General features: G+C 72.7%; 12 protein-coding genes. 8 read left to right on the forward strand and 4 right to left on the reverse strand.

Features of this window, described 5'->3' with window-relative positions; genetic code table 11:
• The first annotated feature begins 19 nt into the window (after positions 1-19).
• The 4 genes from VFL99_RS10645 (at position 20) to hpnH (ending at position 5512) form a co-directional block, all read left to right on the forward strand.
• Entirely contained in the window at positions 20-1033 is a 1014-nt protein-coding gene (locus VFL99_RS10645; RefSeq protein WP_325106329.1) for a polyprenyl synthetase family protein, read from the forward strand.
• Between the two features lie 65 nt (positions 1034-1098).
• On the forward strand, positions 1099-3009 hold the full coding sequence (gene shc, locus VFL99_RS10650; protein ID WP_325106330.1) for a squalene--hopene cyclase: 1911 nt from the start codon (positions 1099-1101) through the stop codon (positions 3007-3009).
• Positions 3006-4508, forward strand: coding sequence for a 4-hydroxy-3-methylbut-2-enyl diphosphate reductase (gene ispH / locus VFL99_RS10655; RefSeq protein WP_325106331.1), 1503 nt, complete (start codon positions 3006-3008; stop codon positions 4506-4508). The genes shc and ispH overlap by 4 nt, the downstream gene beginning before the upstream one ends.
• A 26-nt stretch (positions 4509-4534) precedes the next feature.
• Positions 4535-5512: an adenosyl-hopene transferase HpnH gene (gene hpnH, locus VFL99_RS10660; protein WP_325106332.1), complete on the forward strand. Its 978-nt coding sequence runs from the start codon at positions 4535-4537 to the stop codon at positions 5510-5512.
• Positions 5513-5533: 21 nt separating this feature from the next.
• On the opposite strand, the gene VFL99_RS10665 is transcribed toward hpnH, so the two are convergent.
• The 3 genes from VFL99_RS10665 to VFL99_RS10675 all read right to left on the reverse strand — a co-directional run bounded on the left by VFL99_RS10665 (position 5534) and on the right by VFL99_RS10675 (position 9790).
• Entirely contained in the window at positions 5534-6283 is a 750-nt protein-coding gene (locus VFL99_RS10665) for an SDR family NAD(P)-dependent oxidoreductase (protein WP_325106333.1), read from the reverse strand.
• A gap of 76 nt (positions 6284-6359) precedes the next feature.
• Complete coding sequence (locus VFL99_RS10670; protein ID WP_325106334.1) at positions 6360-7262, reverse strand: DMT family transporter; 903 nt, start codon at positions 7260-7262, stop codon at positions 6360-6362.
• Positions 7259-9790, reverse strand: a complete 2532-nt coding sequence (locus VFL99_RS10675) for a wax ester/triacylglycerol synthase domain-containing protein (RefSeq protein WP_325106335.1) — start codon at positions 9788-9790, stop codon at positions 7259-7261. Before VFL99_RS10675 ends, VFL99_RS10670 begins: the two co-directional genes overlap by 4 nt.
• Positions 9791-9960: 170 nt before the next feature.
• On the opposite strand from VFL99_RS10675, the gene VFL99_RS10680 reads away from it, so the two are divergent.
• The 3 genes from VFL99_RS10680 to VFL99_RS10690 all read left to right on the forward strand — a co-directional run bounded on the left by VFL99_RS10680 (position 9961) and on the right by VFL99_RS10690 (position 13660).
• A complete protein-coding gene (locus tag VFL99_RS10680) occupies positions 9961-10878 on the forward strand; it encodes a universal stress protein (protein ID WP_325106336.1) in 918 nt (305 codons plus the stop codon).
• A 168-nt stretch (positions 10879-11046) separates the two neighbouring features.
• Positions 11047-12333, forward strand: coding sequence for an MFS transporter (locus VFL99_RS10685; RefSeq protein ID WP_325106337.1), 1287 nt, complete (start codon positions 11047-11049; stop codon positions 12331-12333).
• 295 nt (positions 12334-12628) lie between these two features.
• Entirely contained in the window at positions 12629-13660 is a 1032-nt protein-coding gene (locus VFL99_RS10690) for a DMT family transporter (protein ID WP_325106338.1), read from the forward strand.
• Here the strand turns inward: VFL99_RS10690 and VFL99_RS10695 are convergent.
• Positions 13633-14832 (reverse strand): MFS transporter, encoded by a 1200-nt coding sequence (locus tag VFL99_RS10695; protein ID WP_325106339.1) that lies wholly within the window; start codon positions 14830-14832, stop codon positions 13633-13635. The two genes, VFL99_RS10690 and VFL99_RS10695, sit on opposite strands and share 28 nt — an antisense overlap.
• Before the next feature lie 191 nt (positions 14833-15023).
• Here VFL99_RS10695 and VFL99_RS10700 point away from each other — a divergent pair.
• Positions 15024-15595, forward strand: a 572-nt coding sequence (locus VFL99_RS10700) for an L-lactate permease (protein WP_325106340.1), incomplete at its 3' end; no start/stop codon positions are given.

Here is a 15595-nt window from a genome sequence, read left to right on the forward strand (position 1 = left end):
ACCCCAGATGAGAGCGCCGATGACCGACAGCCTCGATGAGGCGCGCGGCCTGGCCCGTGAGGGCGTCCGGCGCGCACTGGACCGGCTGGACGCCGACGACCGCAAGGTGTGCGGCTACCACCTCGGGTTCTGGGATGCCGCCGGCATCGACACGAGCACCCCGGATTCCGCCGGGGGCAAGCAGATCCGTGCAATGCTCGCGCTCCTGTCCGCCCAGGCAGCCGGCGCGCCGGCACGGGACGGCATCCCCGCCGCGGTCGCCTGCGAGCTCGTGCACAACTTCTCGCTGCTGCACGACGACATCATGGACGGCGACACCGAGCGGCGGCACCAGCCGACGGCCTGGTCGGTCTATGGCAGCGCGTCAGCGATCCTCGCCGGTGACGCGATGCTGTCCCTGGCCTGCGAGGTGCTGGCCGAGTCACCCAGCCGGACCGCGGCGTGGGCCGTTCGCTGCCTGTCCGCCGCGACACGGCGCCTGATTGCCGGGCAGACAGCCGACCTGGCGTTCGAGGAGCGCCGCGACGTCACTCCCAAGGAGTGCCTCGCGATGGAGCGCGACAAGACCGGCGCGCTGCTGGCCTGCTCCGCCTCGCTGGGCGCCGTGCTGGTCGACGCTCCCGCGTCGATGGCGGTGGGGCTGGCCGAATTCGGCGACCACCTCGGTGCCGCCTTCCAAGCCGTGGACGACCTGCTCGGCATCTGGGGAAGGCCGGAGCGCACGGGCAAGCCGGTGCTGTCCGACCTGCGCGCCCGCAAGAAGTCGCTGCCCGTCGTGGCGGCCCTCGCCTCCGAGACGGACGCGGGGCGCCGGTTGGGCGAGCTGTACTTCCGGCGCGAGCCACTGGACGAACCACTCCTGCGCGAGGCGGCGACGCTCGTGGAGCACGCCGGTGGACGGGACTTCGCCGAGCGCACCGCCGACGACGAGCGGGCCGCCGCGCTGGCGGCGCTGGACGGTCTCGCCCTGCCCGAAGAGGTGCACGACCGCCTTCGGGACCTCACCGACCAGCTCGCCACGCGGGACCACTGACGACCACGCACGAGACCACCGCCGCACATCGCGGCACGACTGAGACCGACGGAGGACGTTCCAGGATGACCATGACGCACGGGGGGTCGCCTCTCGACACCGACCACGCCGCAGGGCAGGAGGCCCTGCAGCGGGGTGTCGAGCGACTACTGTCCATGCAGCACGAGGGCGGCTGGTGGCACGCCGAACTCGCCACCAACGTCACCATGGACGCCGAGGACCTGTTGATGCGGGAGTTCCTCGGCGTGCGGACCGCCGAGCAGACCGAGCAGTCCGCGCGGTGGATCCGCAGCCAGCAGCGCAGTGACGGCTCCTGGGCCACCTTCTACGGCGGACCGCCGGACCTGTCCACCACCGTCGAGGCCTACCTCGCGCTCAAGCTCGCCGGGGACGGTGCCGACGAACCACACCTCAAGGCGGCCCGTGAGGTCGTCCTCGACCTCGGCGGGCTCGAGCAGACCCGCGTGTTCACGCGGATCTGGTTGTCGCTGTTCGGGTTGTGGGACTGGGCAGAGGTGCCGGCCCTCCCGCCGGAGATGATCTTCCTGCCCAAGTCGGCTCCGCTGAACGTCTACAACTTCTCCTGCTGGGCGCGCCAGACGATCGTGCCGCTCACGATCCTGTCCGCGCTGCGCTCCCGTCGCCCGATCCCCGTGCGCCTCGGTGAGCTGTATGCCGACCCGCGCACCCCGGTTCGCCCGCAGGGCCGCACGCTCACCCGGGCCGGGAAGGCGTTCCACGCCCTCGACCGGGTGCTGCAGCGCTACGAAAAGCTGCCGCGGAAGCCATTGCGCCAGCAGGCGATCGGTCGTTGCGCCGAGTGGATCATCGCTCGCCAGGAGGCCGACGGTGGCTGGGGCGGCATCCAGCCGCCGTGGGTCTACTCCCTCATGGCCCTGCACGAGCTCGGCTACGCGCTGGACCACCCGGTGATCGCCCAGGGCCTCCAGGGCTGGGAGCGGTTCACCATCCGGGAGGACACACCCGAGGGGCCCATCCGGCGCATCGAGGCCTGTCAGTCCCCGGTGTGGGACACCGCGCTGGCGCTCATCGCGCTCGGCGACGCCGGCGTCGACCGCGACCACCCGGCGCTGGCGAAGGCCGGGGAGTGGTTGTGCGACGAAGAGATCCGCGTCCGAGGTGACTGGGCGGTCCGGCGGCCCACGCTGCCGGCCGGCGGCTGGGCGTTCGAGTTCGACAACGACAACTATCCCGACATCGACGACACCGCCGAGATCGTCATGGCGTTGCACCGCACCCCCGACACCCCGCGCGCCGCGGCCGCCTCGCAGCGCGGCATCGCCTGGGTCGAGGGAATGCAGTGCTCCGACGGCGGCTGGGCGGCCTTCGACGTGGACAACACCGACGAGCTCGCCTACCAGATCCCGTTCTGCGACTTCGGGGCGGTGATCGACCCGCCGAGCTCGGATGTCACGGGCCACGTCGTGGAGATGCTCGCCCGGGAGGGACGGGGGGACGGCACCGCCGCCCGGCGCGGGGTGCAGTGGCTCCTGGACCACCAGCAGGCCGACGGATCCTGGTACGGCCGCTGGGGCGCCAACTACGTCTACGGCACCGGCGCCGCGGTGCCGGCGCTGGTGCTCACCGGGCACTCTCCCGACAGTGCCCCCATCCGGCGCGCCGTGCAGTGGCTGGAGAGCCGCCAGAACGCCGACGGGGGGTGGGGTGAGGACCTGCGCTCCTATGAGGACGCGTCGTGGGCCGGGCGCGGCGAGTCGATGCCCTCCCAGACGGCGTGGGCCCTCATCGCGCTCGAAGCGGCCGGTCAGGCCGACGGTGCGGCCGCACGGCGTGGGGTCGACTGGCTCGTGCGCAACCAGGAGCCGGACGGCGGCTGGGACGAGCCGTACTTCACCGGGACCGGCTTCCCCGGCGATTTCTACATCAACTACCACCTCTACCGGATGGTGTTCCCCATCAGCGCCCTCGCGCGCTGCCTGCGGAGCCGCCGATGACCATCCCCTTCACCGTCTGCGCACCGTCCCGTCCGGAGGCCCGGTCGGTGGCGCGCGGGTTGCCGCACGGCCGCATCAGGCGGATCGGCGTGGGCCGCCGGCGTGCCGGCCTCGCCGGCGCCGACCCGACGCTGCGTGGGGCCAGTGCGCTGGCGGTGGTCGGCATCGCCGGTGGGGTGGACCCGCAGGTCCGCAGCGGCGACGTCGTGGTCGCGACCGAGGTCCGCGGGGCCGGTGCACCGGTCCCCTGCCCGAGCGCCCCGCTGCTGGCCGGCCAGCTCGCCCGGTCCGGTCTGCGGGTGCACACCGGACCGGTGCTCAGCACCGACCACGTGGTCAGTGACCGGGAGCGCGCCGATCTCGCCGCCGACGGCGTGCGCTGCGTCGACATGGAGTCGGCGTGGCTCCTCAGCTCGGCCCGGCCCACTGCCGCGGCGGTCGTCCGCGTCATCGCTGACGACGCCTCCGCCCCGCTCCTGCGACCGGCGACGGTCCCCCGGCTCACCAGCGCCGTGCGCCGCCTGCGCGAGGTGGGCGGTCCGCTGGCGGACTGGGGCCGCGCCCTGGCACCGCGGCAGGTGCTGCTGGCGGGTCCGCGGTCCTTCTGTGCCGGGGTCGTCCGGGCCGTCGACGTGGTCGAGCGCACCCTCGAGCAGCACGGTGCTCCGGTCTACGTGCGCAAGCAGATCGTGCACAACGCCCACGTGGTGCGGGACCTGGAGTCCCGCGGCGCCGTCTTCGTCGACGAGCTCGACCAGGTGCCACAGGGTCTCCCGGTGATCTTCTCCGCGCACGGCGTCTCTCCCGCCGTGCGCTCCGAGGCGAACTCCCACGGCCTGGACGTCATCGACGCCACCTGTCCCCTGGTGAGCAAGGTTCATGCCGAGGTGCGGCGGTTCGCCGATGCGGGCGACACCGTGCTGTTCATCGGCCATGCCGGTCACGAGGAGACCGAGGGCACGATGGGTGAGCGGCCCGGACATACCGTCCTGGTCGAGGACCGGGAGCAGGCCGCCACGGTGACGGTGCCCGATCCCGGCCGGGTGTCCTACCTGGTCCAGACCACGTTGGCCGCCGACGAGGTCGACGGGATCGTCGACGTGCTCCGGCGGCGGTTCCCCGGCCTGCGCGGTCCGGCGTCGGAGGACATCTGCTACGCCACGACCAACCGCCAGCAGGCGCTGCAGGCCGTGGCCACCGACTCCGACGTCGTCCTGGTCGTCGGCTCGGCCAACTCGTCCAACTCCCGCCGACTCGTCGAGACCGCGCAGCGGCTCGGCACCCCCGCCCACCTCATCGACGAGGCGGGCGACATCGACCTGAACTGGCTCGTCGATGCCCATACGATCGGACTGACCGCCGGCGCCTCCGCACCGACCGCACTGGTCGACGAGGTGGTCGCCGCTCTCGGCGGCCTCGGCCCGCTCGACGTCGTGTCCCGCGACGTCACCGAAGAGAACGTCCACTTCACCCTGCCCAAGGAGGTGCGGAAGAGATGAACATGCCCATTCGCCAAGGTGTTCGAATGGCTGCCTATCTCGCGAAGCAGAAGATGAAGAAGCGGGAGAAGTTCCCGCTCCTGGTGGAGCTCGAGCCGCTGTTCGCGTGCAACCTCGCCTGTGCTGGCTGCGGGAAGATCCAGCACCCGGCCGACGAGCTGCGGCGCCGGATGCCGGTCGACCAGGCCGTCGGGGCGATCGAGGAGTGCGGCGCGCCGATGGTCTCCATCGCCGGCGGGGAGCCGTTGATGCACCCCGACATCGACAAGATGGTCAACGAGCTCGTGGCCCGCAAGAAGTTCGTCTACCTGTGCACCAACGCCATGCTGGTGCGCAAGTGGTGGGACCGCTTCGACTTCAAGCCGTCCCCGTACTTCGCGTTCACGATCCACCTCGACGGACTCAAGGAGCGGCACGACGCCTCGGTGTGCCAGGAGGGCGTCTTCGACGAGGCGGTCGAGGCCATCCGGTGGCTCAAGGACCGCGGCTTCCGGGTCACGACGAACACCACGGTGTTCAACACCGACAGCCCGCAGACCGTGATCGACGTGCTCGACTTCCTCAACGACGAGGTCAAGGTGGACCAGATGATGGTCTCCCCGGCCTACGCCTACGAGAAGGCGCCCGACCAGGACCACTTCCTGGGCGTCACGGAGACCCGCGAGCTGTTCCGCAAGACGTTCGCGAACGGCAACCGCAAGCGCTGGCGGCTCAACCACAGCCCGCTGTTCCTCGACTTCCTCGAGGGCAAGGTCGACTTCCCCTGCACCGCGTGGGGCATCCCGAGCTACTCGCTGTTCGGCTGGCAGAAGCCGTGCTACCTGATGGGTGACGGCTACGCCAAGACCTACCAGGAGCTGCTCGACACCACCGACTGGGACAAGTACGGCCGCGGACGCGACCCACGGTGCGACAACTGCATGGCGCACTGCGGCTACGAGCCGACGGCCACCCTCGCGACGATGGGCTCGCTCAAGGAGTCGCTGCGCGCCCTGCGCAGCTGACCCCTCGCCTGGCCGACCGGGTCAGCCGAACCGGTCGGCCAGCGCGGCGTAGAGCCCGGGAGCCGTTGCACGCACCGCGATCGGCAGCCGCAGCCAGCGGGGCCGGACGACCTCGGTCCGGTCGTGCTCGACGGCGGCCACGGTGGCGGCCGCGAGCCGGGCGGCCGGCAGGGGTCGAGGGAAGCGGCGGTCATAGCTGCTGCCGCGGCGGGTGAAGAAGGGCGTGGCCACGACACCCGGTAGCACCGTGGTCACGCGGATCCCGCTCGGCGCCAGCTCGTCGCGCAGGCTCTTGGCGAACGTGAGCAGCCCGCCCTTGCTCGCGGCATACGCGGCCTCCTCCGCGACGCCGAGGGCACCGGCGATCGAGGCGACGAAGACCAGGTGACCCGAGCCGCGCGCCACCATGGCGGGCAACCACTCCCGCGTCAGCTGGACCGGCACGCGCAGGTTCAGCTCGAGCACCCGGTCGACGTCCTGCGCGGACTGGCAGCCGAGCTCACCGGCGAGGCCGATCCCCGCGTTGTGCACGACGACGTCCGGGGGACGCGAGCGGAACCGCGCGGCCAGCTCCGCCCGCTGACCGGCGTCGGCGAGGTCGACGACCAACGGCTCGCCCCCGGTGCCGGCGCACACCTTGGCCAGCCGCGCCTCGTCCCGGCCGAGCAGCGTGAGGCGCGACCCGCTCGCGTGCAGCGAGGTGGCCAGCGCGGCCCCGATCCCGGAGGAGGCGCCGGTCACCAGCACGTGCGCACCGCGCAGCGACGTCACGGCACCACGCCCTCGGCGCGCGGGCCGGCTGCCGCGGCGGCGGCCGGTGCCGCGGCGGCGGCCGGTGCCGCGGCGGTCACGTCGCCTGCTCCAGCGAGGCCCCCGGCTCCCGGCGCAGCTCGTCGGCGACGGTCTGGGCGCGGTTCGCCAGGATGCTGACGCCCCCGGCCATGGCCACGAGGGCGACCACCTCGCCGAAGGTCCGCCACAGCCCCGGGCTCAGGGAGTCGCCGAGCCAGAGCAGACCGATGAGGATCGACACGATCGGGTCGCCGACATTGATGGTCGCGACCGCGACCGAGCCGAAGGCCCCCTCCTGGAACGCATGCTGGTTGAGCAGGAAGCCGGCCGGGGCCACGACGATGATCGCGTAGAGCTGCCACTGCAGGAAGAACTCGTGCAGCTCACCCGAGATGAGCAGGCTGCGCACCAGACCGGCGGTCGCGCCGTAGCAGCACGCCGTCGCGATGGCGATCGGCACGACGCTCCACTCGTCGGGCAGGCCCTTGGAGATCGACAGGCAGACCGCGACGGCCGCCACGAGGGCGATCCCGAGCCAGACCGCGTCCCAGGGGCCGATGTGCTCGTGCCCGGACCGGGGGCGGGCGACGAGCAGGAAGGCGGACAGCCCGAGCAGCGCCAGCACCGCGGCCAGCACGATGAGCCGGTCGAGCTTCTTGCGCATGGTGAGCCGCGCGAACAACAGGTAGAACAGCACGCCCGTCACCAGCAGCGGCTGCACGACCGGGAGCGGCGCGAAGCGCAGGGCCAACACCTGGAGCACGAAGCCGAGGGCGCTGAGCACGACGCTGTAGCGGAACCTGGGGATTTGCACGAGCTGCACCAGCAGGGTGGGCTGCAGCGGCCCGCTCTCCGGAGCCGAGCGCGCCGCCTGGTGCTGCAGGAAACCGGCTCCGCCGAACGAGGCGGCGGCGCCGATGGCGGCCGGCACGGCGACCAGCCACGTGAGCGCGCTCATGTCCCGCCGTTCGGGGCGCGGTCGGAGCGCTCGGAGCGGTCGGAGCCGGGCGCGGAGTCCCCGGAGTCGGCGCCGTCGTCCACGCCCGCCTCGGCACGGGCGTCGCGCACGGCCTCGAGCACGGCCGCCCGGACCTGCTCGTGGGTGAGCGGCACCTCGTCGGACATGAGGATGCCGATCCCGGCGGTCTCGTCGTGCAGGATCACGCCGACCGTGAGCGGCACGTCGTGGGCGAGCGGCAGGACGGGGTAGAGCGCCCGGCAGCGCGCTCCCGCGCACCAGCGGGGACCCCGCGCAGCCGGCATGTAGGACACGATGCTGTTGAAGAAGCGCCGGTTGTAGACCGTCTGGGCAAACCAGCGGTGCACCGACGCAGGCAGGTGCCCGGCCATCCGCATCACGGCCTCGGCGCCCTGCGGCTCACCGCGGACGACGCGGCGGCGGACCTCCGCGCGCACCTGACCGACCCGCTCGCTGAAGGACATCGGAGCGGTGGGCAGGTCGATGGCCACCGACCCGGTCCAGTTGCCGAAGATCCGGTCCATCCGCGGCGGGCGCATCGCGATCGGGAGCATGACCCGCAGCGGCTCCCCCGGGGTGAGCAGGTCGGCCTGCGCCAGCACCCGCCCGAGGCTGTCCGCGACCAGCGACAGCACGACCTCGTGGGTGTGCGCCCGGTGGGCGCGCCCCAGCGCGCGCAGCTCGGTGCGTGGCACGCCGACCATCACCGTCCGCCGGCCGGAACCGCCGACCGGTCGGTTGAGGGCGTGGGAGGGTGGGCGGCCGCGCGTGGCCAGGCTCGCCAGGCCGCGCACCGTGAGCGCCGCCTGAAGCCCGACCCGCTTGGCGTGCTCGACCGGCCCGGACGGGGCGCTGTCCACCGAGGGCGCCCGCTCCCGCAGTGGGTCACCGGGCTCGGGCGTCAGCACGCGGTCGAACAGCCCGAGGGCGGAGATCCCGTCGCCGTAGACGTGGTGCATCCGCAGCGCCAGCATGCTGCGCGTCGACCCGTCGCTGCGCACGAGGTGGGCCTGCCACGCGGGCCGGTCCCGCCGCATCGGGGTCGACCAGAAGCGGTCGACCGCCTCCTGCACGGCGCCCGCCCCGCCGGCGACCTCCTCCACGGTCACGTGCTCGTCCAGGTCGACGTCGCTGGGCCGCCACCACAGCCGGCCCCGGCTGACCACCCGCTGCCGCAGCGGGGACAGGCTGATCACGCTGTCGGCGATGGCCCGGCGCAGCGCGTCCCGGCTCAGCTCCTGCCCGGGCGCCACCTCGTCGAGCTCCAGCGTCGCGCCGATCTCCTGCAGCGCGGCTCCGCGTTCGACGTAGGAGAAGAACGCGTCCTGGGGCCGCACCCGCCACCGGCCCCCGTCACGGTCGCGAGCGGTGAGGGTCTGCAGACCGGTCGCCAGGTCGTGCCCGTCCCGGTGCGCCTGCGCCCGCTCGGTCAGCCGGTCCAGGACCGTCGCGTCCCGCACGGCCGCCCGCACGTAGTTCTCGAGCGCCTCGGTGGTCGTGCACAGCTCGGCGAGGCCGGCGACGACCATGAGATCGGCATTCGCCTTGCCGTGGGCGGCGATCGGCTGCGACATCAGCAGCGGCCGGCCGGTCGCCAGGGCTTCGAGCGCGGTCGCTCCCCCGGCGTTGGACAACACCAGGTCGGCCGCCTGCACGTAGCGCGGCATCTGGTCGGTCCACCCCATGGCCAGCAGCCGCTCGGCCGGTTCCCCCAACGCCTCCAGCCGCCGCTTGGTCTGCTCGTTGCGTCCGCAGGCCGCGACGACCTGTACCTCGGGTGCTGCGCGCAGCAGGGCCCGCACGGTGGCGTCGGTGTCGCCGAAGGCGTAGGCGCCACACGACACGAGCACGGTGAAGCGGTCGGTGGGCAGCCCGAGCTCGGCCCGCGCCTGCTGCTTCTCCCCCGGGTGGAAGCGCCCCACGACCGGCGGGGCACAGACCTGCACCCGGGCACCCGGCTCACCGGCGAGGGCGACCGGCACGGCGACCTCGTGCATGAGCACGTTGCTGTCGAGGTCGGCATACACCCAGAAGGGGTGCGGGGAGAAGTCCGAGACGTAGGCCGCGGTCGGGACGCGCAGCCCGCGGTGTCTTCGCAGCCAAGCCAGCCCCGAGCTACCCAGGGGGTAGGTGGACAGGATGAGATCCGGTGCGAACCGGTCGATCTCGTCCTTCAGGCGCCGCCCGCACCAGCTCCCGGTGAACCGCTTGGACGCCCGCGTGAACCAGCGGTGGCGCCACAACGAGGAGTAGAACAGCTCGTACAGCCACGGGGTGTCCTCGACGTTGCTGACATAGATCCGCCGGAACCACGGACCGATGCCCGGACCCATCACGTCGAGGGTGTCGAGGCGCTTGGTCTCGGTGCCGGGCCAGATCGTGCAGACCGCCTCCTCCAGCGCCGCCGCGGTGGCCTCGTGTCCACCGCCCATGTCGGCCGAGACGGTGAGCACCCGTCGGGGAGGACCTGCCGTGGTCGGTGCTGGTGGGACGGATGTGGTGGGCACGTTCTCAGGCTATCGGCGCCGCGGTATGCCGGCACTCGGGTTCTTCCCGGCGCGTCGCGCCCTGCGGCGCGCACCTGCGAGGCGGCGTCAGAGGGACCTTGGGCCCTGTTCCGCAGCAGCGTACGGACCGATGGTGGAGTTGACCACCCCCGCGGAACCAAGGAGGCACCATGAACCACGGAGCCCACGGAATCGTCGTCGGCGTCGACGGCTCACCCTCGAGCGACGCCGCACTGGACTGGGCCGTCGAGGACGCCCGTCGCCGCCGGCTGCCCCTGCACCTCGTGCACGCGCGAGGGCTGGACAACTGGTGGTACGCCGCCGGTGCCGTCGCCCCCGCCGAGCTGGCCAGTGACCTCCCGGACGAGCTGCTCCGAGACCGGGTCGCACGGGCGAAGGCGCTCGCCCCGGAGCTGGAGGTGACCGGCGAGTCCAACAGCGACAACGCCGCGCCGACCCTGATCACGCTCTCGGAGCGCGCCGACACGATCGTCCTCGGCGCACGCGGGCACGGGACCCTGCGCGGGGTGCTGCTCGGCTCGGTGTCGATGCAGGTCGTCGCGCACGCCCACTGCCCCGTCGTCGTGGTCCGGGAGGACCACCGCCCGGAGCGCGAGCACCGGCGCATCGTCGTCGCCGTCGACGGCACGGCCATCTCGAGCGCCGCAGTGGAGTACGCGTTCGCCCAGGCCGCCGAACGCGGCACCGACCTGGTGGCGATGCACGCCTGGTGGGCCGACCTGTCCGGCCACCCGCACCGGCTGGACTCGCTGGAGGACCAGCAGGCCGCCTACGTCGAGGAGCAGCGGCGCATGGTGGCCGAGTCGGTCGCCGGCTACGCCGAGAAGTACCCGCAGGTGGCGGTGCACCACCGGGTGGTGCGTGCCCAGCCGGTCGAGGCGCTCGTCACCGAGTCCGCGGCCGCGGAGCTGCTCGTGGTGGGCAGCCGCGGGCGCGGCGGCTTCCGCGGGCTGCTGCTCGGCTCGGTCAGCCTGCGGGCACTGCAGCAGGCGCACTGCCCGGTGGCCGTCGTCCGCAACCGGGAGCACGCCGACGCCGCCCACCGGACCGGCGAGGCCACGAGCTAGCCCACGGGCACCCGCCGCCGCCCCGTCGGTGGCGCCGGCGCACACCCGCTCCCTGCTCGGGGGAAGGGGGCCCAAGGTCCCTGTTGCCGGGCCGCCTCTCCCCGGACACTCGAACTGTCCCCACCTGACCGGACCGCAACCCGGTCCACCGCCCACGAAAGTGACCCGATGACCACCTCGAACGACACCCGCCCGCAGCCCCCGGCCGCGCCACCGCGCGGTACCGGTCACCCGGGCCTCATGCTTGCGCTCGCGCTCGCCGGCTTTGCCCTCAACTTCTGGGCGTGGGCCCTGCTCAGCCCGCTGGGACCGCGCTTCCAGCAGCTGCTGTCCCTGTCCCCCTCCCAGGTCGCCCTCCTCGTGGCGGTCCCGGTGGTCGTCGGCTCGCTCGGCCGCATCCCCGTCGGCGCGCTCACCGACCGGTTCGGCGGCCGGGTGATGTTCCCGCTGGTCTCCCTCGCCACGCTCGTCCCCGTCCTCTTCCTCGGGTATGCCGGCCAGGGCTCGCTGACGAGCCTGCTCGTCGGCGGCTTCTTCCTCGGCATCGGCGGCACCGCCTTCGCCGTGGGCGTGCCGTTCGTCAATGCGTGGTTCCCGCCGGAGCGCCGCGGCCTCGCCATCGGCGTCTTCGGTGCGGGCATGGGCGGCACCGCGATCAGTGCGCTGACCACGGTCAAGCTCGTCGACGGGCTGGGCCAGACCACTCCGTTCCTGGTGACCGCCGTGGCGCTGGCCGCCTACGCCGCCGTCTCGTGGCTCGTGCTGCGCGACAGCCCGAGCCGGGTGGTGCCCACCGAGCCGCTGTCCCGGCGCCTCGCCGCCACCGCGCGGCTCAGCATCACCTGGCAGGCCGCAGCGCTCTACGCCGTCGCCTTCGGTGGCTACGTGGCCTTCTCGGTCTACCTGCCGGCCTACCTCAAGACCGCCTACGCCCTCACTCCCGCGGACGCCGCCAACCGCATGGCCGGCTTCGTGCTCCTCGCCGTGCTGCTGCGGCCGATCGGCGGCTGGCTGTCGGACCGTCTGGCCCCCGTGCCGGTGCTGGCGTCCGCCCTCGGGGTCACCGCCGTCGCTGCGGCTGCGCAGGCCTTCACGCCGCCGCTCATGCCGGTGGGCACGCTGGCCTTCCTCGCGATGGCGGCTGCGCTCGGCGTCGGCAGCGGAGCCACCTTCGCCCTCGTCGCGCAGCGCACCCCCCGCGGCAGCGTCGGGGCGGTGACCGGCGTCGTCGGGGCCGCCGGTGGGCTCGGCGGCTTCCTGCCCCCACTGGTGATGGGCTTCCTCTACGGCCGGACCGGGTCCTACGGCATCGGGTTGGCCCTCCTGTCCCTCGTCGCGGTGGCCGCGGTCGTGCTCACGCTCACCGTGGTGCGGCGCGGCAGCCGTCCACGGACCAGCACGGCGAGCAGGGGCCGGCGTGTGCGGAGCCGTTCCGTCGGACGGCTCGCGAGCTGACGAGTCGCCGTTCCCGCTGAGGCCGCCGGGCACCGTGGTGCCCGGCGGCCTCCGTGTGCCCGCACACCATCCCCGAGACCGGGCCACCCGACCGCACCCGGCACCGCCGCCCGCACGCCATCCCCGAGACCGGGCCACCCGACCGCACCCGGCACGGCCGCCGCGCGTGACGCCCGCGCCCGCCGTCGCGCGTGACGGCCGCGCCGACGGGGTAGGAGGGGTCCGTCCTTGGCCGACCGAGTGTCACCCATGCGAAGGAGGAGCCGGTGACGGATCCCACAGGCAAGGAGAACCGGTGCTCGGCGTCGGCCTGATGCTGCTGGCGGCCTTCTGCAACGCCTCCGCCTCGGTCCTGCAGCGGAAGGCGAGCAAGAAGGAGGCGACCGACGCGCAGTTCTCGCTGCGCATGTTCTGGGACCTGGTGCACCGGAAGGTCTGGGTGTTCGGGATCCTCACGATGATCACCGGCTTCCTGCTGCACGCGGTGTCCATCTCGATCTCGCAGATCGCGATGGTCCAGCCGCTGCTCGTCGCCGAGCTGCCGTTCACCTTGGTGCTCGCGGCCATCACCTTCCACCTCCCGGTCAGCAAGCGGGACTGGACCGCCATCGCCATGGCCTCCGTCGGGCTGGGTGCCTTCGTGGGCAACCTGGCCCCGCACGGCGGGTCCGCGTACAAGGTGGACCCGTTGACCTGGGCGATCGCCATCGCCGCCACGCTGCTCGGGGTCGGGACGCTGGTCGTGCTCGGCTACCGTGGCAAGGACGAGCACCGGGCGGCCTTCCTCGGGGTCGCGACCGGCGGGATCTTCGGCCTGAACTCCTCCCTCATCGCCGGTGTCGGCGCCTCGGTCTCGCACGGCGGCAGCATCTTCCTGACGTGGCAGACCTACGGGGTCGGCATCATCGCCCCCACGTCGTTCTTCCTGCTGCAGAACGCGCTCGCCGCCGGCAACCTCGTGGCCTCGCAACCGGGCTTCACACTGACCAACCCCCTGGTGTCCGTCGCCTACGGCCTCGTCGTCTTCAACGAGCAGACCCGGCAGGGCATCTTCGTCTACGCAGCCGTCGCGGGTGCGGTCCTCATCGGCGCCGGCACCATCCTGCTGTCGCAGTCCAAGCTCCTGCAGCCCGACGGTGACCACCACGAGGAGGGCGCCGAGGACTCCGGGGACTCCGGGGAGGACTCCGGCGGCGGTGGCCCCGGGCAGGACGCGCCCGAGGGGTCCGGGGACTCCGCGGACTCCGGACAGAGGTCCCCGGAGCACTCCGGACCGCAGGGAGGGCCCGACGCGGGCGGTCAGTCCGCGGCGGAGTCGTCGGCCTGAGTCGCCGCTGCCCGGCCGGACGGGTGTGTGTGGCCGCGCAAGGACACCGGGAGGGCGAGCGCCAGCAGAGCGGATGCCAGCGTCAGCGCCGCCACTGCCCAGAAGACGACGGTGATGTTGTCGTTGCCCACCCAGAGCCCGACGAGCAGCACGAGGAACGCTCCCACGCCGTTGGCCAGGCCCAGCGCGATGCCCGAGCCCATCGACCGGTTCTCCGGGAAGGTGTCCTGACCGATGAGGATGGTGGTCGAGGCCGTGAGGAACAGCGCGACCCCCAGCACCGCGGCGAACACCCAGACCCACACGCCGCCCAGCAGGATCACCGGCACGATCAGCACGGCGCTGGCGACCCCGGAGGTGACGAGCATGGGGAGCCGGCCGAACCGGTCGGTCAGGTGCCCACCCCAGAGGTTGCCGACGACGCCGACGGTCACCATGGTCGAGATGATGGAGGCCCCTTGGACGAGCGACCCGCCGCCCAGGTGCCACAGGATCGGGATGAAGGTCACAAGTACGTAGATCGTGAACGCCCGCACGCACTGGTAGCCCACCAGCACCACCATCGGACGGGTATGCCGTGCCCACCGGATCCGCTGTCCCGTCCGTGGCCGCGGCTCCAGGTTGGGAGCGACTCGCCACAACACCGGGACGGTGAGCAGCCCGGGCAGGCCCACCAGCCAGAGCCACCGCAACCCGGGGCCGCTCACCACGAGGCTGGCCACCGTGGGCCACAGGCCACGACCGAGCTCGCCGCCGACGAGGAACGCGGAGGTGACCAGTCCTTGCCGCCCCTCGACGATCGTGCGCACGCCGGCGAGGGCCTGGGGGTGGAAGCAGGCGTTGCCCACACCGATCAGGAGCAGCAGCAGCACGAGCAGCCAGGTGGACCCGGCGAAGCCGAGCAGGGCGCCGCCGAGCGAGCTGAGCAGCAGCCCCCCGACGACCAGGCTGCGGCCGCCGAGCCGGTCGGCGAGCCACCCGGTCACCGGTTGCAGCGCCTGACCCATCGTGAGGGCGGCGATGAGGGCACCGGCCGTGCTGACCGGCAGGTGCAGCGCGACGAGCACCGCGGGGAGCACGCCCGGAAGGTAGTTGGCGGCGCCGTCGTTGAGCAGGTGCGCCCACGACAGCCCGAGGAGGCGCCTGCCGGACCGATTCCTCGACGCGCTCACTCGTCCCATCCTGCCGTCGACCACGACCGGCCTCTGCACCGGGGCGGGGGTGCATCTGTTGCGAACGGTTCGGGTCCCGAGCAGAATCTTGCAGCGGAAGGCAGCGTCCGACATACAGGCATTCGTGATCAGCCTTTCCCGGCAGGCCGGGACGTTCCCGCTGTCCGCCGCCCGGCCGGGTAGGAGCGCACGTGTTCCATCAGCCACTGGACCCGATCGGCACCCTCGCCGGCGTGACGCTGCTCGCGCTGGTGCCGGTCGCCGTCCTGCTCATCCTGCTGGCTGGGCTGCGCATGTCGGCGTGGCGGGCCGTGATCATCGGCTCGGTCGTCACCGTGCTGCTCGGCATCTTCGTCTGGAAGGAGCCCTGGGACCACGCGCTCACGGCCTACGGCCTGGGCGCGGCCACCGGTGTGTGGTCGGTCGACTGGATCGTCTTCTGGGGCGTGATCATCTACAACACGCTGGTCGTCACCGGTGCCTTCGACGACTTCAAGGGCTGGTTGATCCACCAGGCCACGGCCGACATCCGCGTGCAGACCCTCCTCATGGCGTGGTCGTTCGGCGCCCTGATGGAGGGCCTGGTCGGTTTCGGCTACCCGTGGGCCGTTGTCGCCCCCATCCTCATCGGGCTCGGGGTCGGTGACCTCGCCGCCATCCGCGTGGCAGCCCTGGCCAACAACGCCCCGGTCTCCTTCGGCGCGCTGGGCGCCCCGATCATCGGTCTGGCGGCCGTGACCGGGCTGCCCCTGCTCGAGCTCTC

The sequence above is a fragment of the Segeticoccus sp. genome, assembly GCF_035708005.1.